Origin of the sequence: Photorhabdus thracensis (assembly GCF_001010285.1) — a bacterium.
Taxonomy (GTDB): Bacteria; Pseudomonadota; Gammaproteobacteria; order Enterobacterales; family Enterobacteriaceae; genus Photorhabdus; species Photorhabdus temperata.
The window spans coordinates 3927903-3947640 of sequence record NZ_CP011104.1 but is presented as its reverse complement, the minus strand read 5'-3'; the positions used below and the strand labels follow the sequence as shown (position 1 = coordinate 3947640).

Here is a 19738-nt window from a genome sequence, read left to right as displayed (position 1 = left end):
CATCAGCATAGCGTTGTAAATGCTGAGAATATAACATTAAGATTCCCCGCTCCAATTTTTCAGTTTGGATGTTTTTCCAATTCCTGGGTTGAGCGTGTTAGTAGGATCGGCAATCCGGTAAAAAGCCTTAAGTTGAGGTTTAGCCTGATACAAATGACCCACATTATGTTCTGCGGGATATTCTGCGCCTCGTTTATCAAGCAGCTCCATCATTCTTTCTTTCAGTGCATGGACATCCACGCCTTTCTTCACAATGTAATCCTGATGGAACACATGACACATAAAATGTCCACAATAAAGCTTGTGCACTAATACATCATCAAACTCCGGTGGTAATTGTTCAAACCATTCACGATCATTACGGCGTAAAGCAATATCAAGCGAAAGGATATTCTCCACTTCGTTACTATGCACTGCTTGATAACGGATCGCAGAACCACCCGCGGAGAAACGATGCAGGAACGCTTTAGCGCCTTCATCCGGTGTACAAGCAAAGAAATCCCCTTCTACCCGGCTGAAATAACTTTCCAGCCAACTTCTGGCTTCCTCAACCCCATCACCAGACATTTTTAATATCAAATGGTGCTCAAATCGAGCACGGTATTCTTTCAAACGCTTAGGTAAGTGGGGAGGAAGTAAGCGGCTTAACCCTTGCATAATTCGATCAATAAGATTGGCAGGTAAAAATGGGATCCTATTGAAAATAGCGTCCATTTTCCCTTTCAAAGTAAAATAAGCTGGCATCTTATCAGTACCAAGCTTATCAATCATGATGAACGTATCTTTACCGTAAGTTTCTGCAATATCGAAAACATCCCGGTGCATATATTCACCCGCCACCGGTAAATGACGAAAATTCGCTAATATATGGCGCCGCAATTCCGTCAATACGTCAGTTTGATTAGTACCAATATAAAATACCTGAGACAAAGGCTCTGCCGGGAAAGTATCAAGCCGGACCGCAAACACAGCTAATTTACCTGCACATCCTGAAGCTTCGAACAGACGACGTTCGTCAGAATTAAAACGCGATGGCGTATCAGCATCTATATCACGTACTCGTTGCGCATACTCATAATCAGACGCTTTACGCTGACCATACTCTACATCTTGCTCACTGTAACGCTGTTCTTCCAGACAAGAGAGGATCTCTTCCGGTGTTTCTCCCAAATAGATACCCAGATGATTAATCAATTCTGGTTTACCACGTTCATTAACCCGTCCGTACAACGCCATTTCAGTATAAGCTGGCCCGCGATGAACCAAAGAGCCGCCGGAGTTATTACAGACACCACCAATCACAGAAGCACCAATACAGGAAGAGCCGATAATGGAATGCGGCTCGCGTCCCAGTGGTTTAAGAGCACGTTCAAGCTGCCACAATGTACTGCCAGGTAGTGCGACTACTTGGTTACCCTGTTTCAGGATCTGTATTTTATTCATGCGCAACGTACTAATGATCACTATGTCGCGGTCGTAATCCTTACCATTTGGAGTAGAGCCTTCGGTCAAACCAGTGTTGGCCGCTTGCATCAAGATGATTTTATCCGCTTCAACGCAGGCTTTAAACACACGCCACTGTTCCACCAGCGAACCGGGAAATACCACAGCTAAAGCGTCACCTTGGCCAGAGCGAAAGCCTTTACGATAACGTTCGGTTTTATGGGGAGCCGTCAGGATATGAGATTTACCGACAATATTAGTCAGGGCAGTGATGAATTGTTGATTTTGAGAGGTCTTTACATCATTCATAGTCTCTTCCTCTATAATTTAATCGCCTCTCAGAGCATAGATTGTTTTTCTCCATTTACTGTTGAAATTTTTCTTATCTGCAAACTACCTCGCTGTTTTTTTTCCTAAGATTCTTATTCTGAATTATTACAACAATAGGAAACATAAAAAAACAACGGCGCTAAATTCAGCGCCGTTATTCTTTTCAAACCGAATTAAACCATTTCAGAACACTGAGGCATCGGCTGACGAAAGCGACGAGTCAGGAATACCATATAAATCAAACCAATTGCTCCCCAAGTCAGCCCTAACTCCATAGAACTTTGTTCCAGATTCATCCACAGCACACCAACCGTACAAGCCCCAATCACCGGTAATACCAGGAAGTTGACTGTATCTTTCAGTGTACGATTACGACGTTCACGAATATAGAACTGAGAGATAACCGACAAGTTTACAAAGGTGAATGCTATCAGCGCACCAAAGTTAATCAGAGCCGTTGCAGTAACCAGATCAAAGGTCATTGCAGACAGCGCGACAAGACCGACCAGCAATACGTTGATTGCCGGAGTTCGCCATTTCGGATGCACATAGCCGAATACTTTCTCAGGAAACACACCATCACGTCCCATAACATAAAGCAAACGGGAAACACCTGCGTGAGCCGCCATACCAGAAGCCAAAACGGTGACACAAGAGAACACCATAATGATGGACTGAAATAAAGTACCCGCTACATATAACATAATTTCTGGCTGAGCTTCATCCGGGTTCTTGAACCGAGAGATATCAGGAAAATAGAGCTGTAAGAAATAAGAAACCATAATAAAGATGATGCCGCCAATTAATGCCGTCAGGAAGATCGCTTTCGGGATCACCTTGCCTGCATTCGGCGTCTCTTCGGATAACGTGCTAATGCTATCAAACCCAAGGAATGAAAAACACAAAATCGTTGCCCCGGTAATCATCGGGATTAAATGGGCATCCTCAGAAGTAAATGGCCTTGCGCTCCATAAAGTTCCTGCACCTTCTCCCTTGTATACGCCGTGGATCAACAAGCCCACGAATACAAACATCACTGCAACCTGAACAATAACAATACCTGTGTTGAGATTAGCAACAACGTTAATACCACGCAGGTTAAAAACGGTCATTAGTAACGTCAAACCTACAACGAAGATCCACGGATCTACGCTAGGAAAAATGGCCTGGAGATAAATTTTCGCCAACAAGATATTTATCATCGGCATGAACAAATAGTCCAGCAACGATGACCAACCCACCATAAAGCCAACATGAGGGCTAATGGATTTTTGTGCATAAGTGTATGCAGACCCGGCAGAAGGGAAACGTTTTACCAATTTCCCGTAGCTCAGAGCAGTAAACAGAATTGCGATCAAAGCGATAGCATAAGATGTTGCTACATGACCGTCAGTCAAACCAGAAACAATCCCGAAAGTATCAAAGATGGTCGTAGGTTGCAGATAAGCAAGCCCCATCATCACCACCTGAACTAAGGTCAGTGTTTTTCTGAGTTGAACACGATTGTTCGCACCAGTTTGGTTGGTGCCAATTGGAATTGCAGTATTATGCGACATGAGCGAAACCTCCCATAACTTCGATTCGTGTTACGGTACTACTTAATCGACAGTTACTGGGAAGACTTCGCTTCTGCCTATAGGCAGTGGAATTAGAGGCTGGATTATACGCAGAGCTCAACGCTCCGTAGTCATCAACACAGCAACATGCGCCAATTGGCACAAGTGCGAAAGAGAATAATTGCTCCATATTAGCGTTCCTCATGACGGCAACCGATTCTCGTTATGGTTGCTCGCGGGCCAATTATCTATCCGGCTCAGAGTCCGGCCTCTAGTATAGTAAAAAATAAGTCTAAGCAAAAAAAATAACCGACACATATAAACGCATCAGTTATTTTCCAGTGGGCGAATTCTGCACTTGAAGACTTGAAATAGCAATAGTCACCGCACTAAAAGTCCATATTTTTTACCACACAAATTGATCACGCTATAGAATTTAACTATGTCTTATACATTCTTTTGACATGTATTAAGTTGTAGCACAACACAAAACGGATTGCCATTCAGTTTTTGCAGGTATAAGTAAAAAACAAAAACCCCCTTGCCAGAAACAAGCAAGAGGGGTCATAGTACATTCAGCTAGCACTAATTATCAGAAATCGTAGTTGATACCAATGTTATAACGGCGGCCATCCAGTACCGAGCCATGATTCTCTTCAGTAACGCGTTTATCAAATACGTTGTATACCCCACCTAACACACGTAGCTCTTTAGTCAGATTATAACTGACTCCGATATCCACAAAGGTATAGGAAGAGGTCCCCTTGTCCATACGGGTACGTGACAAGTAATCCGAAGTTTTGCCGCGGAAGTTAACGCGCGTCCAGGTTTGCATTTCCGGTAAAGTCTGCCAGTTCAAAGTCGCATTTGCCATATGTTTAGGCGTTTTGTTCAGTGGCTTACCTTTAAAATCTCCGCTTTTTTGTTCTGAATCAGTATAAGTGTAGTTTGCTGTCAACGACCAGTCTTCAATGATATCCCAGTTCATTGTCGCCTCCACACCATGCATATTTACTTTATCAACGTTCTCACGTTTACTAATAAAGTCATAATTTATTCCATTAATTGGAGCACATGGTTTAGCGCTGTCTTTATCACAATCTCTAATTTCAGTGATCTTATCTTTAAAATCTGTATTAAAGAGAGTTATACCAATATTAAAGTTATCCTGATTGTTCCAGATAACACTAATTTCTTCACTAACCGTTTTCTCTGGCTTAAGATCTGAATTGCCTAAAATCATGCCTTTCAAGAAACGGCCACCTGTTGCTTGCCCCCAATTCGGAGCAACATGACGCAGATCGGGTGAGCGATAACCCGTGGAAACACCACCTTTAATCGTCCATTGTTCATCCACATGCCACACACCATACAAACGAGGCGTCCAGTGTGCACCAAAGTTTTCGTCGTTATCCATACGGATGCCGCCAGTCAGAGCGAAATCATTCGTCATTTGCCACTCATCTTCAGCAACCAACGCCCAGCTCGAACGAGTTAATTTATTCACATCGCTTGCCGAAGGCAATTGGTTACCGTCATCTCGCAAATCTTCATAACGATACTGACCACCAATGCTTACTGTATGATTATCCAGCATGAAGACTGAATGATTATTAAATACCGTCTCATTATATTTCATGTCACGGCCAGGGTTACTTGACTCGTCGCGCTGAATGTAGGTATTTATGGTGCCAAAGTCATAGTTACCATTATGAGTGATAGAATAATTATTACGTTTATAGCGACTTACATTATCATCACAAGATTTCGGCGTGCATTCACGCGTCTTACCGATAGTTGAATCACGATCCTGCTCATAGCGACCCGCTACAAAATCAAAAGTATTCTGTTCATCAGGTGTCAGAGAAAAAGTTGCTGAGCCGTTGCGCATTTCCTGCTTGTTAAAGCCGCCAATAAATTTATCTTCGTTGCGGTGAGAATACAGGCCATGCACTTTTAATCCCAAGAGCCCGTCAATTATCGGGCCTGCTGCATAAATGCTACTCTGATGGCTATTACCGGAATTTTTACGTTCAGTCAAAATGGTATCAGCGCGAAAACTGGTTTTCCACTCTTTCTGCGCCTTACGGGTAATAACGTTAATCACGCCCCCCATCGCATCAGAACCATACAGAGAGGACATAGGACCACGTATCACTTCAATGCGTTCAATAGCAGCCAATGGCGGTAACCACCCCTGCTCAATACCAGAACCGTCACTGTTTGGACGGGTATTACGGGTATCAATGCGCTTACCATCAACCAGAATCATAGTATACTTCGATGACATACCTCGAATACTGATATCACTGCTACTACCACCTCCGGTTATAAGTACTCCCGGCACATCTTTCAGTGCATCAGTCACATCACGATAAGCCTTGGTTTCTAATTGCTCACGACTCACCACAGAAATAGACGCTGGTGCATCTTCAATTTTCTGTTGGAAGCCTGATGCTGTAGTCACAACAATGGTGTCATTACTGTCACTGGCCGCAAAAACAGGGACAGATGAGATTGCAGCAATAACCCCTAACGCGATTTTTCTTTTGTTAAAAACACCCATTCCCGATTCTCCAAGAAATATAATTATGTTTTATTAATTTATAAAATGGATAATTAACATGTACTCAAGCAACGAGGAAAAAAACACTCACCGCTGTGTGGTTTTATTATTTTTTTATTATACTCCCTTACATTTTATCACTATAAGATATAAAGAAATATTCCCTATTAATTCCAATAGCCTATATCATTAAATTATTTTATATTTACCTTTCTTTGCAATAAATAAAGAGTGGACCTGAACATTACCCAGACAAAAATAGCGGTTTTTAAACGCATTATACTATGAGCGAAATAACTCATCCCTCACATATTATATAATTACGTTCCGTTTTCTATGCGCTGTCCATGCCCACGCTTTATCAACAATATGTTTTTAAACAATATGTTATAATAAGTTCTAACTGGTCAACTTTGAAACCAACCCATCAATCAATACCTGGGGAACACCCTGAGAACAGTATTCAATTCTGCCTCTGACACCATAAACTTGCGCCAGGCTATCCGGCGTAATAACTTGTTCAGGAATGCCTTCAGCAATTAAATGCCCTTTTTGTAACATTAATACATGATTACCATGACGCAACGCGATATTAATATCATGCACCACTACCACCGTAATAATATTACGACGATATGTTTCTTGTGCAACTAACTCCATTACGTGATATTGATAATTTAAATCCAGCGCGCTTAGTGGTTCATCTAATAATAACAATGTTGGTTTACGAATTAATGATTGTGCCAATCCAACTAACTGTTTTTGACCACCGGATAATTGATCTAAATAACATAACGCCAGATGTTCAATCCCCAGCTGACGTAATAAAGACATCACTTCTTCTTTGCTGGTTTCAGAATGATGTCCACCGGAGGCCCGCTGCGCAACAATAATGGATTCCAGTACATGTAAATGAACACCAGCAGGCAAACTTTGTGGCAAATAAACCACATTTTCTGCACGCTGGGCAAAATTCATTTTCATTAAATCCTGACCATCGAGCCAAAGCTGCCCACTTGCGCGATTTAATCCAGCCAGAGAACGCAAAAGTGTTGATTTTCCGCTGCCATTTGGCCCCAGTAATACCGTAATTTTTCCACGGGATAACGTTGAAACATTCAGATTTTCAATGACTGGATTTTTCGGATAGCCCGCGCAAAAATTATTAATCGTTAATCCCTGATTCATACATTCCCCCTATGGCGTAAAATTATGCTAAGGAAGAATGGAACCCCAACCAATGCGGTCACTATCCCAACCGGAATAATGACACCTGGGATCAGGTTCTTCGAAGCGATGGATGCCATAGACAACACCAATGCTCCAATCAGCGCACTGGCAGGCAAATAGAAGCGGTGATCCTCACCAAACACCAAGCGAGCAATATGCGGCGCGACCAAACCAATAAAGGCAATTGGTCCAACAAATGCAACCGCTAAAGCGGAAAGAACACTGATGCGTAATAATGTACCTAAGCGTAGGCGGCGGACATCAATACCAAAACTGATTGCACGATCTTCACCCAGGCGCAACGCTGTCAGTTTCCAAGAATCCATCATTGAAATCGGAAAAATAACTGCAAATACCAGCAACATAACACCCAGTTTTATCCAGGTTGCTCTGGCAAGGCTACCCATTGTCCAAAGTACCAACCCCTGAAGAGTATCTTCCGTTGCAATAAACTGCATCATGGAAACCAGTGCGTTAAAAGTAAAGACCAACGCAATACCAAATAATACCACCCCAGCGGTAGCAACCCTTGTCCAACGGGTAATGGCATCCAATAACAACGCTGCCAACAAAGCAAAAATGAAGGCATTTGCAGAGATAAGCCATTGATCGGGAACCCCCGGAATACCAACACCTGACACGATGGCCAACGCAGCACCAAACGCAGCCGCCTGAGAAACCCCTAAAGTGAAGGGGCTTGCCAATGGGTTATTCAGAATTGTCTGCATTTCAGCGCCAGCCAGCCCAAGAGACAAGCCGATCACCACCGCCATCAAAGCGTAGGGTAAACGGATATCCCAGACAATGACCCGTGTACCCGCATCCATACTCTCTGGCGACACTAAAGTCTGCCAGAGAGACTGCAAAGATAAACCTGATGGCCCTATAGTAAAATCTAATACCAAGGAAGCACCGATAACCAAGAAGATGAACATCATCATCACGATACGGCGGCGTAAAATACGTTGGTAATGGGCTTTTACACCGCTGTCATCTGATTGTTGTTTCACCGTTGGCATAAGCTCGGTAGTGGCACTCATTGTTTCTGTTACCTATCTTACTAATTACTTCTCACTGATCCAGTAAACACCTGATGGCCCAATTGCCAAGAATTTACTGTGTAATTCATTCAGTGTCTTCTGTGGATCTAAATCTGCAAACTGTTCAGGATAGAACCACTTAGCAAATACCTGAGCCACTATCACGTTATACGGAGAGTTGTAATAGTTATGCCAAATAGCATAATCTCTGCCCTCTTTAACCGCAGTCAACGAGCTAATACCTTTACGTTCAGTCATTGTTTTCAGACTGGCTTTTGCCAACTCAGGTATTGATTGCGCCCCCAGTTTTACACCAGGTTCATTGCTGTCTGGCGCTTTTCCACCACTGGCAATGTAAATATAAGGATCAGCGGCAATAACTTTTTCGAGGTTCATGTTGCCAAGCGCGCCTGGCAGAACACCTTTAGCAATGTTTTTACCACCAGCCAGATCGATAAAGTTACCCAAATTGCCATTACCTGCCGTCCCACAGCAGTCCTCAAAAGCACCGGCTTTTAAATCGATAAATACAGTTGGCTTTTTCTCTTCTGGGATTTTACTGGTGATTTGAGTCACCAATTTGACATTTTTTTCGTAAAAATCAGCGTACTCTGCCGCTTGTTTTTCACGGTGCAATACTTTACCCAACATACGAATGCTCGGCAGCGTGTTTTTTAACGGTTCAGTGCGGAAGTCAACAAAGACAACCGGAACACCTGCCTTTTCAAGCTGAGCAACCAATTCACTGTCCTTACCAGGACCATGACCGGATAAGCCAAAAATAGCAATGTCCGGATTGAGAGTTAACACTTTTTCAGCGCTAACGCTGTCAGCACTGGTGTTACCAATCAAAGGGATCTTATCAATCTCAGGAAATTTAGCTTTATAGACAGCATAGGACTGTGGGTCCAATTTGCGGAAATCACCCTGCCAACCCGCGATACGAGCCAGGGGTTTATCTCCTTCAAGTAAAGCGACAGCATGAAATAAACGGCCTTCGCCCAACAAAATACGGTTTATATTCTCAGGAACTTCAACAGTGCGACCAGCTACGTCAGTGACCGTTTCAGCCCATGACGCGAAGCTTGCCATTACTGCTGAACCTGCCAGTAAGCTGATACTGATGCTCTTTGCAATAGATCGAGATACAAATTTCACTTTGTTAGCCCTTTCGTATTAATAATTATGGCGCTAACAATAAAGCAAACGAGAATACTTATCAATCCTATTTATACAGATTTTAGTAAATTGAATAACTAATTTCACAGCTAACCCTATGAAAAATAAAAAACCACCCATTCGGTTACAAAATGGGCAGTTTCTTCTGATTTCTATTAATAACTGTTCATTTACACCAACAAATAAACGTTAAGATAATAATAAATCAATCGTGAATCGAATTCACTTATTTGGGATATCAGGAAATTTCATCTCGTTATATTTAATAAAGTGGGTTTTCTTCACCAATTTATAACCAAACCAAATCAACAGGAATAGTGGAATACCAATATAAGTTGCGGTTACACCATACCAGTCAATTTTGTCTTGCAGAAATGCCTGATAGTTCTGCCCTAATGTGATGGTCAGACACAGAATAAACGCAAAGATTGGACCAACCGGGAAAAACCCTGAACGATAGGGCAGTTTACTTAAATCCAGCCCCTGAGCGATGTAACCACGGCGGAAACGATAATGACTGATAGCGATCCCTAACCAGGCAATAAAACCTGTCATGCCCGAGGTGTTCAACAGCCACAAATAGACAGTTTGATTACCGTACATTGAGCTAAGGAAACACAAAGCAGCAACAACCGTTGTTGCATACAAGGCATTACGCGGTACACCCCCTTTGGATAATTTTCCAAAAATCTTCGGTGCTTTGCCCTCTTTTGCCAGTGTGAACAACATACGGGTAGAAGCATACATCCCTGAGTTACCGGCAGATAACACTGCTGTCAAAATAACGGCATTCATTACAGCCGCAGCTGATAACAAACCGGCATTTTCAAATACCAACGTAAACGGACTGACGCTGATATCACCTACCTCATTACGCAGTAAATTGGGGTCAGTATAAGGAATGATCAAACTGATAATCAGGATCGCAAAAATATAGAACAGCAGGATACGCCAGAATACTTTACGTACCGCGCGGGGAACATTTTTCTCTGGATCTTTGGATTCACCCGCAGCAATGCCAATCAGTTCAGTACCCTGAAAAGAAAACCCAACGATCATTGCCACGCCAATCATAGCGGAGAAGCCACCGGCAAAAGGCGCATCACCCACAGTCCAGTTATGCCATCCGGCACCTTCCGCACCTTTCATGATACCGCTTATCATCAGTAATCCGACCGCAATAAAGACAATAACTGTGCTGACTTTAATCAAAGAGAACCAATATTCAGCCTCACCAAAACCTTTCACCGAAATAAAATTCAACAGGAAAATCAGTGCAAGGAATAGCGCGCTCCAGATCCACCCCGGCATATCTGGTAACCAGTAATTCATCACCAACTGAGCAGCAACCAAATCCACAGCGATAGTCACCGCCCAGTTGTACCAGTAGTTCCAGCCAAGGGCGAAACCAAATCCTTCTTCAACATACTTGGAGCCATAAGTTGAGAAAGAACCAGAGACAGGCATATAAGCAGCCAATTCCCCCAGACTGGTCATCAGGAAATAAACCATCAGACCAATTAATGCATAGGAAAGTAATGCTCCGCCAGGCCCCGCTTGTGAAATCGTCGCACCTGAAGCCACGAATAGCCCAGTACCTATTGATCCGCCAATGGCTATCATCGCCATATGTCGTGCTTTCAATTCACGGCGCAAATGTTGCGCTGCTGGTTTCTGGAAAACACTTTGTTGTTGTTGAGACATTCTGTTCCTGTTAGCTGCAAATAAGTCTGGTGGCGGATTGTAGCAAATCCTCACGGTCAAAATAGCGAGGAAGCGCTGTTATAAGATACCTTCATAATTCAGAGAAAATTATAAGTAATACAGCTAATTCTAAATTTTAAACAGAACGTAAAACTCACCGGCAATAACTGAGCAGTTTTTGCAATGCATTGGACATGTGCTTTTGCCGATGATGAATCAGGTATAACATCCTGAAAAGTTTCAACTCCGGCACTTTTAATTCCAGCAAAGTACGATTTTCCAATTGCTCTGCAACGACCCGTCTAGATAAGCAACTAATCCCCATGCCAAATTTGACTGCATGTTTTATCGCTTCGGAATTTCCCAACTCCATCAAAATTTTGAACCCAGGTAAACGGGCAAACAACAGATGATCCAACACCTCTCTTGTCCCCGAACCCCTTTCCCTTAATATCCATGATGCTTTGGCTAAATCATCCAGTTTCAGATTCTGTTGAGCTAGCGGGTTCTTAGGAGAAGAAAAAATAACCAGCTCATCCTCCATCCAGAGCTGAGTTATCAATTCAGGACTATGGCAGGAACCTTCTATCAAACCAAGGTCAACGCGGAATTCGAGTATAGAATTGATAACATCCTGTGTATTACTGATATTTAACTCCAGAGGTGTATCCGGAAAATCCTGACGATAATTTGCCAACATTTCCGGCAACATATAATTACCAATGGTGCTGCTGGCCGCAATACGTAATGCACCCAATTCCTGTTTGAATAACAGCTGAATTTCCCCCGCCTGCTCCAGCAATGCCAAAGCTTTGGGATAGAGTAAACGACCATGCTCATTAGTCACCAACCGTTTTCCTACTCGGTCAAAAAGCTGTACGCCAAGCTGGCTTTCCAAATCCGTTAATGAAGCACTCACTGCGGATTGAGATAGCGCTAACTGCTGGGAGGCTTGTGTCGTTGAGCCGCTTTTCAATACTTCCGTGAAAACTTCCAATTGCCTCAGTGTGATATGCATATTGCCCCGCAAAATATGGTGTCAGCGAAATAGGTTGTTTTAATTTTATACAGTAATAAACAACTTAACAAAAACCCTCTTTTTATTACCACTTTTTTCGATTATACATAAAAATATTATCAATTTTAATGATAAATTGATTTGCTATATGCTTATGTTTAAAACACATAAGAAAAGTGAGAAATATCTATGTCTGACATTCATGACGAAAAACTCAGTCAACAACCGTCAATTCCCGGCATGAAATTAATACCTGGACTCATACTGACAGCAATACTGACTGCAATTTCAATATACGCCGGAAATATCCCGTGGTTTGTTAATATGGGGCTGGGTGCATTGACACTGGCGATCCTGGCAGGAATCATTGCCGGTAATACCATTTATCCTTTACTCAAATCCCATTGCGATAAGGGTATTCATTTCTCAAAACACTATCTTTTGCGGGCAGGGATTATTCTTTATGGCTTCCGTCTGACATTTCAGCAAATTGCCGATGTAGGCACTACCGGTCTTTTGATTGACGCGATTATGTTGTCTTCAACTTTCTTTATTGCAATCTGGCTGGGTAAATCACTCTTTGGATTAGATCAGCAAACCTCAATGCTGATTGGTGCCGGCAGCAGTATCTGCGGTGCAGCGGCCATTATGGCAACAGAGCCGGTTGTGAATGCCCCCGCCAGCAAAGTTGCTGTTGCAGTGTCAACCGTTGTCATCTTCGGTACTATCGCTATTTTCATTTATCCATGGTTCTATCAGCTCAATGAGCATTATCAATGGATCCCATTGACTCAAGAAGCTTTCGGTATCTTTACAGGCTCCACCATTCACGAAGTTGCCCAGGTTGTTGCTGTTGGTCATGCTATTGATGATCAAGCAGAGAACGCTGCGGTTATCAGCAAGATGATTAGAGTTATGATGCTAGCGCCATTCTTGTTGTTATTATCCAGTTACATCAGCCGGGCCGGTGCAAAAAACGGAGAAAAAAACCAGGCGAGAACGCCAATTACCATTCCTTGGTTTGCAGTGATTTTTATTGCAATAGCCGGTTTTAACTCGTTCGATCTGTTACCTGTAAGAGCAGTGAATTATCTGATTCAGATTGATACTATTATGCTTGCCATGGCAATGGTTGCGCTAGGTTTAACCACTCATGTGAGTGCCATCCGTCAGGCTGGATTTAAACCCATTTTATTGGCTCTGATTTTGTTTATATGGCTGATGGTTGGTGGCTTCTTGATAAATCTGAGCATTCAATATTGGTTTGGTTGATCGGAACATATGCATTGAAGGACTTTAACAGCCTATATCCTTTCCGTTCTTAAGGTTCAATAAGTGATTGAACCATGTCAAAATGGTGTAAATTAGGAAGGAGAAGAATGATGAAATTTATTGGAGCACATGTCAGCGCTGCCGGCGGCGTCGATCAGGCAGTTATCCGGGCACACGAATTAAAAGCCACTGCTTTTGCCCTGTTCACCAAAAACCAGCGCCAGTGGAACGCTCCACCTTTAGCCACTGATATTATCGATAAATTTAAAGAAAATTGTGAGCGCTATGGATACGGTAGCCAGCAAATTCTCCCTCATGACAGTTATCTGATTAATCTTGGTCACCCAGACACCGAAGCACTGGAGAAATCCAGGCTGGCTTTTGTTGATGAAATGCAACGTTGTGAACAACTGGGTATCGATTTATTGAATTTCCATCCTGGCAGTCATCTCAATAAGATAGATGTGGATAAATGCCTGACACGAATTGCAGAATCTATCAACATCGCTCTCAATAAAACCCAGGGAGTCACTGCTGTTATTGAAAATACGGCAGGTCAGGGCACAAATCTGGGGTTCAAATTTGAACATCTGGCAGCAATTATTGACGGAGTTGAAGATAAAAGCAGAGTTGGCGTCTGTATTGATACCTGTCACGCCTTTGCCGCGGGTTATGATTTGCGTACCGATGACGTTTGCCAGAAAACTTTTCAAGAGTTTGAAAAAATTGTTGGCTTTCAGTATCTGTGCGGAATGCATTTAAATGATGCCAAAAGTGAATTTGCCAGCCGTGTTGACCGGCATCATAGCCTTGGGGAAGGAAATATTGGCAAAACACCTTTCAGTTATATTATGCAAGATGCCCGTTTTAATGGAATTCCGCTAATCCTTGAAACAATTAAGCCAGATATTTGGCACCAAGAAATTGCCTGGCTGAAATCACAACAAAATTAATGGTCCTTTTTCATTTAACGGGTGTCAGTTCGATTTTAGCCATCATTGCGGCTAATTCAGGGCGATTGCTGATACCCACATTAGGCTGACTAACGGCAAGCGCCGACACAGCCGTTGCCAATCGCAACGTGTGTTCACTGGATTCCCGCATCAGCAAACCATAAACCAAACCACCGACCATTGAATCACCGGCCCCCACAGTGCTGACAACTTTACAATGCGGTGGTTTTGCCAACCATGCTCCAGATGCATTAACCCATAATGCGCCCTGCTCACCCAAAGATATAACGACATGAGCAATTCCCTGGTCCCTGAGTTGATGTGCTGCCATGATCACATCGGATAGCTCAGGTAACAGGCGCCCGGCCCAGACCTCAAGCTCATAACGATTCGGTTTAACTAACCAGGGGGACGCTTTCAAACCCGCAACCAACGCTTCACGGCTGCTGTCGAAAATAATACAAGGACAAAGCTGGCGCAAGTGGGCCATCCAATCGGTAAACGATTCAGCAGAAACACCTGTGGGTAAGCTACCACTGACAACAACCATATCAAACTGTCCAAGCCATGAAAGCGAATCATTAACAAATTCCGACCATTCCGCTTCACCAACATAAAAACCAGAGAAGTTGAAATCCGTCACTTCACCGCTTTCTTCTGTTAATTTGACATTAATCCGTGTTCTGCCCGGCACTAAATGGAAACGATTTTCCATGCCATTTTCACTGAAGAATTGCTGAAATCCTTCCTGATTTTCTCTACCCAGAAAACCACTGACAGTGACATCAATGCCTAAATCACGCAAAACTTTAGCAACATTATTGCCTTTCCCGGCAGCATGCAATCCGGCTGCTTGCACACGATTAATCGCCCCTTTGACGATTTCCGGGCACAATCCAACCAAATCATAAGCTGGATTTAAGGTGATAGTGGCAACTCTACGGCTCATTGTGCCCGATGTCTCCTAAGTAGATAATCATCATTACTATGAATTTTCAGTTCCATTTATACCATTAAAATTGAATCGTTTCAGTTAAATTCCATACTTTATTGATCGTTGTCTTAAACTGATTTGCGGGTAAGATTAGTATTGAATTTTTCTCAAAAAGAGATATTAATTTGCTGAAATTTATCTGAAGGAATATATCAAATGTCCGTAATTGTTGGTGTTGGCGTTGTTATTGTGAATGAATATGGCCAGGTATTACTTGGAAAACGCAGCAGTGAGCATGCTCCATACTGGTCAATATTTGGTGGTCATGTTGATGCCGGAGAAACATTTGAACAATGTGCAATCCGTGAAGTTGAAGAAGAGACAGGTCTGACGATACAATCACCAAAAGTCTATGGTATTTGTAATAATCTCCAAACTTATCAACAAGAAGGAAAACATACTATTTCGGTGTGTTTGCTGGCAAAACATCCAGGTGGTGAGCCAAAATTAATGGAGTTGGAAAAATGCGAACAACTTATGTGGTGCAATCCTGATAATCTCCCTGAACCACATTTTGAAGCCAGCCGGAATGCTATAAAAATGTGGCGCGAGAATCGCTTTTATCTTACCGAATGAACTAACTTATATTAGCTCAATTTCAAATAATCCTTTATGACGTCTATTTACACCCTATAGACAAAAATGTATCTTTAAGCTAGTACAAAGAAACAATATACCAGCAGGAGTTAATATGTCCATTGAGACACCCCAGAGTTTAAAGCGCCCTCCTATACTGGGTGGTGCAATGATAATTGCCGGTACTGCTGTCGGTGCAGGAATGTTCTCTACTCCCGTGGCAACTTCCGGTGTCTGGTTTACTGGCTCAATTATTCTGCTGGTTTACACATGGATGTGTATGTATTTTTCCGGCTTAATGATACTAGAAACCAACCTGAACTACCCATTAGGTGCAAGCTTCCATACCATGACTAAAGATTTACTCGGTAAAGGATGGAATGCCATCAATGGTATCTCTATTACATTCGTGCTTTATATATTAACCTACGCCTACATTTCAGCCGGTGGCTCAATTATTGCCCACAATTTTGAAAATATTATTTCGATATCACAGGCAAATGCTGGCTTTATTTTCGCTTTTATCGTTGCATTTATTGTCTGGTTATCGACTCAAGCTGTCGATCGTCTGAGCACAATTTTGATAGGCGGTATGGTGATTACTTTTTTTATGTCCGTTGGCGGCATGTTTACTGAAGTTAAATATGTCATCCTGTTTAATCAGACGGATGCTATATCAAACGACACAGCAACAAGTTATATGCCTTACGCTTTAGCCGCTCTGCCCTATTTACTCGTTTCATTCGGATATCATGGTAATATCCCAAGTTTAGTAAAATATTATCATAAAGATAGAAAAGCCGTTATTCGCAGCCTGTTATTAGGTACATTAATCGCATTAGCTATTTATATCCTGTGGCAATATGTCATTCAGGGAAATATTCCCCGCGAAGCATTCAAACAGATTATTGCTGATGGTGGGAATATCGGTGATTTATTGAAACACATGGATAATACAACAAACAGCAAAACCGTTCACCAGCTTCTAAATGCCTTCTCTTATATGGCATTAGCAAGTTCATTTCTTGGTGTCTCTTTAGGGCTATTTGATTACATAGCCGATTTCTTCGGTTTTAAAGATGACAACACCGGCCGGTTAAAATCAGCATTAGTGACATTTATTCCACCAACAGTGCTAGCTTTACTGGTCCCCAATGGTTTTCTGTATGCCATCGGCTTTGCTGGATTAGCTGCAACCATCTGGGCCGTTATTGTTCCAGCACTTATGGCGCGGGCAAGCCGTCGCCGCTTCCCTGATGCCAGTTATCGGGCACCAGGCGGGAAATTCCTTATCGGATTTATCATTCTGTTTGGCTTGATGAACGCGGTAGCTCATACCCTGGCCTCCTTTGATTTATTGCCCGTGTATCGCTGATATACCCGATATTCTTTCTACAAACCCCAACGTAAAAAAACGCCGGGGTTTTCTGATCCCCACTTGCCTAATTCCCTAACTGCGAGTAATTTTGTCGCCGGTTATTCTCTCCCAGTTTTATGGAAGGTTACATATGGCTAAAGCCAACGAAATTAAACGCGGTATTGCCGTCAGTTATAATGGTAAGTTACTGCTGGTCAAAGATATTGATATTCAAGCACCAAGCGCCCGGGGAGCCAGTACACTATATAAAATGCGTTTTACCGATATCCGCACCGGGCAAAAAGTGGAAGAACGTTTCAAAGGCGATGATATCATTGATACGATTAGCCTAACTCGTCGCAGCGTTAATTTTTCCTATATTGATGGCGATGAATATGTCTTCATGGATGACGAAGATTTCACGCCTTATCATTTTCAAAAAGAACAAATCGAAGAAGAGTTGCTATTCATCCCTGAAGGTGGCCTGCCGGGTATGCAAGTGCTGACAATAGAGGGACAGGTTATTGCCCTTGAACTGCCGCAAACAGTCGATATGGTTATTGAAGAAACTACCCCCGGAATTAAAGGTGCCTCAGCCAGTGCGCGGACAAAACCTGCAAGAATGAGTACCGGGCTGATCGTTCAAGTACCTGAATATATCAGTAATGGCGAAAAAATCCGTATCCATATTGCAGAACGTCGCTATATGGGGCGTTGTGATTAATAACATTAGCTAATCCTAAGTTGCTCTGTATAAAACAGAGCAACTCATTTTCGATTATTTCATTAATTATTCGCTTTCCTTTATAATTTAGGCACAATTTTAATTTCCAAATAAAATGCAAGCGTAAATTCTCTATTCACTTTCATTAACATTGCTCAAAAATGAAAAATAAAATTCCAAATATTCTTCAATTAAGTATTGAATAAATAATATTTAAGATTTCTCTTAATATCAATTATAAAAAATTGTAACAATTCCGATTTTCTTTTCTCCTTTCACCCATTTAATTTCTGTTTCACCAATTTGGTGCGGTAAATAAAAATAAACATCATTTTGGAAATCCAATTTTCGTCGCTGGGTAATTTTATCTCCTTTTCGCCAGCAAGTGGTATCAGTCCAGTGATCATACCAATCAAAACGACACGGTGATTCAACAATTGCACCTGAAAAGTGAATAACCCCTGTACCTGATCTTGTCTCTGACTCACTACTCACAACACCAGGAATCATCAGGAAAAAACAGCCCACCATTACCCGGAACATAGACATAAAACCCTCGCCATAAGACAGCATTATTTGCTGAGATCTCCAAATGTAAAATCAATCTGGAAATCGGAAAAATTTACGAGTCCATGCTATTGGTAACGGCTATTTTTGTTGTTTTTTCACTGTTTTTAACTTTTAAAACTGATTAAAATATTTACATCTTTTAACATGAAAATTATCAGAAGTATTTATCAATAAATTAAAAATTTATGACTTTAAATATCCCCACCACCACTCAATAAGAACGGCAAAATTGAGCATAAATATTTACCAAATCAAATAAGCATCTGAAGGAAAAAGCATAAAACAGATAAAAAAACCACCAGATTAACTTATGATAGGAACTGGATTCATGGCATTATTACCTAACACTTGTTATATTAACCTACATAATTATAAGCTTGATTATTACTGAATTTTATTTTTTAACAAATAGATATTCTATGACATGCAATCACCCATTTGCCATATTTATACTTAACCTGTTAGAGATCGTTTTATTTCTCTCCTGGTATTTACCAGAACACCACGGTTTTTAGTTAAATATCGACTCTGCAATCTTTTACTTCTTTGATGAGAAATGACTTAACCAAATCGGTCATCAGCTCCCTGTCATTCGTCCAAGCCCGACATTAACATTTAATAATATCAATCGTATTAGCGAAATGACTAATCTGATGACTAAGGATTCATCCGGCGATAGTTTTCCAAGCGATCACGGATTAATGCTACTCACTTTCTGCTGCTTCATGCATCGCTATATCTCAGTTAAAGCATTCTCCATTGCATTACTGATTATGGTCATATTTGCGTTACCCCGCATTATGGCGGGAGCACACTGGTTTACTGATATTGTAGTCGGTTCTTTATCTGTGGTTCTAATTGGAACAAGTTGGTTATTATTAACACCATTAAGTGACATAATGATTAACTGGTTAGATAAGAATCTACCGCAAATTGGTCACCCGGTATAAAACCCTTCTCACATGCCCTTTTTACTGAAGAATATTGGGAAGGATTTAACCCTCCTGTTTGCTCATAAGATCCACATAAATAACATAAATTAGCAACATTGCTAATCTCCCGTACTGAGAAATCTAATTTTTTGTAAATTATGCCATTAAATACTCGCCTTTTCCTGATTGTTTCTGTAATCTCGGTCTGAATAACATTTATTGTAAATATCGTTTTAAAACGTGGCGTCCAGCGCGTTTTTGCACCAAGCGCGTTGTTTACTTATTGCTTTTTCT

General features: G+C 41.7%; 15 protein-coding genes and 1 pseudogene. 6 read left to right on the top strand and 10 right to left on the bottom strand.

Annotation, left to right across the window (positions count from 1 at the left end):
• Nucleotides 1–36: 36 nt before the first annotated feature.
• The 8 genes from dld to yieE form a co-directional block, all read right to left on the bottom strand.
• Nucleotides 37–1752 (bottom strand): D-lactate dehydrogenase, encoded by a 1716-nt coding sequence (gene dld / locus VY86_RS17035; protein ID WP_046975832.1) that lies wholly within the window; start codon nucleotides 1750–1752, stop codon nucleotides 37–39.
• 194 nt (nucleotides 1753–1946) lie between these two features.
• Entirely contained in the window at nucleotides 1947–3329 is a 1383-nt protein-coding gene (locus tag VY86_RS17030) for an APC family permease (protein WP_046975831.1), read from the bottom strand.
• A gap of 592 nt (nucleotides 3330–3921) precedes the next feature.
• The gene (locus VY86_RS17025) at nucleotides 3922–5895 is read right to left on the bottom strand and encodes a ligand-gated channel protein (protein WP_046975830.1); all 1974 of its coding nucleotides are present in this window, start codon (nucleotides 5893–5895) and stop codon (nucleotides 3922–3924) included.
• Nucleotides 5896–6294: 399 nt separating this feature from the next.
• The gene (locus VY86_RS17020) at nucleotides 6295–7083 is read right to left on the bottom strand and encodes an ABC transporter ATP-binding protein (protein WP_046975829.1); all 789 of its coding nucleotides are present in this window, start codon (nucleotides 7081–7083) and stop codon (nucleotides 6295–6297) included.
• Nucleotides 7080–8165 (bottom strand): FecCD family ABC transporter permease, encoded by a 1086-nt coding sequence (locus tag VY86_RS17015; RefSeq protein ID WP_046975828.1) that lies wholly within the window; start codon nucleotides 8163–8165, stop codon nucleotides 7080–7082. The genes VY86_RS17020 and VY86_RS17015 overlap by 4 nt, the downstream gene beginning before the upstream one ends.
• 24 nt (nucleotides 8166–8189) lie before the next feature.
• Nucleotides 8190–9257: an ABC transporter substrate-binding protein gene (locus tag VY86_RS17010; protein ID WP_267481456.1), complete on the bottom strand. Its 1068-nt coding sequence runs from the start codon at nucleotides 9255–9257 to the stop codon at nucleotides 8190–8192.
• Between the two features lie 309 nt (nucleotides 9258–9566).
• Nucleotides 9567–11048 carry an amino acid permease gene (locus VY86_RS17005; RefSeq protein WP_046975826.1) on the bottom strand — a complete coding sequence of 494 codons (1482 nt, stop codon included), beginning with the start codon at nucleotides 11046–11048 and terminating at the stop codon, nucleotides 9567–9569.
• 154 nt (nucleotides 11049–11202) lie between these two features.
• Complete coding sequence (yieE, locus tag VY86_RS17000) at nucleotides 11203–12066, bottom strand: DNA-binding transcriptional regulator YeiE (RefSeq protein ID WP_046975825.1); 864 nt, start codon at nucleotides 12064–12066, stop codon at nucleotides 11203–11205.
• 189 nt (nucleotides 12067–12255) lie between these two features.
• On the opposite strand from yieE, the gene VY86_RS16995 reads away from it, so the two are divergent.
• Both VY86_RS16995 and nfo read left to right on the top strand, forming a co-directional pair.
• Nucleotides 12256–13338 (top strand): YeiH family protein, encoded by a 1083-nt coding sequence (locus tag VY86_RS16995; protein ID WP_046975824.1) that lies wholly within the window; start codon nucleotides 12256–12258, stop codon nucleotides 13336–13338.
• Between the two features lie 110 nt (nucleotides 13339–13448).
• The gene (gene nfo, locus VY86_RS16990) at nucleotides 13449–14291 is read left to right on the top strand and encodes a deoxyribonuclease IV (RefSeq protein ID WP_046975823.1); all 843 of its coding nucleotides are present in this window, start codon (nucleotides 13449–13451) and stop codon (nucleotides 14289–14291) included.
• A 10-nt stretch (nucleotides 14292–14301) separates the two neighbouring features.
• Here nfo and fruK read toward each other — a convergent pair whose 3' ends face one another.
• Nucleotides 14302–15240, bottom strand: a complete 939-nt coding sequence (fruK, locus tag VY86_RS16985; RefSeq protein ID WP_046975822.1) for a 1-phosphofructokinase — start codon at nucleotides 15238–15240, stop codon at nucleotides 14302–14304.
• A 201-nt stretch (nucleotides 15241–15441) separates the two neighbouring features.
• Between fruK and VY86_RS16980 the strand changes: the two genes are divergently transcribed.
• The 3 genes from VY86_RS16980 to yeiP all read left to right on the top strand — a co-directional run bounded on the left by VY86_RS16980 (nucleotide 15442) and on the right by yeiP (nucleotide 17942).
• On the top strand, nucleotides 15442–15861 hold the full coding sequence (locus VY86_RS16980; RefSeq protein WP_046975821.1) for a nucleotide triphosphate diphosphatase NUDT15: 420 nt from the start codon (nucleotides 15442–15444) through the stop codon (nucleotides 15859–15861).
• Nucleotides 15862–15976: 115 nt separating this feature from the next.
• Nucleotides 15977–17236 carry a tryptophan permease gene (mtr, locus tag VY86_RS16975; protein ID WP_046975820.1) on the top strand — a complete coding sequence of 420 codons (1260 nt, stop codon included), beginning with the start codon at nucleotides 15977–15979 and terminating at the stop codon, nucleotides 17234–17236.
• 133 nt (nucleotides 17237–17369) lie between these two features.
• Entirely contained in the window at nucleotides 17370–17942 is a 573-nt protein-coding gene (gene yeiP / locus VY86_RS16970) for an elongation factor P-like protein YeiP (protein ID WP_046975819.1), read from the top strand.
• Between the two features lie 231 nt (nucleotides 17943–18173).
• Here the strand turns inward: yeiP and VY86_RS16965 are convergent, their stop codons facing one another.
• Nucleotides 18174–18491 (bottom strand): hypothetical protein, encoded by a 318-nt coding sequence (locus tag VY86_RS16965; RefSeq protein WP_228939745.1) that lies wholly within the window; start codon nucleotides 18489–18491, stop codon nucleotides 18174–18176.
• 440 nt (nucleotides 18492–18931) lie between these two features.
• Between VY86_RS16965 and VY86_RS16960 the strand changes: the two are divergent.
• A pseudogene (locus tag VY86_RS16960) lies at nucleotides 18932–19462 on the top strand (phosphatase PAP2 family protein).
• Nucleotides 19463–19738 lie beyond the last annotated feature (276 nt).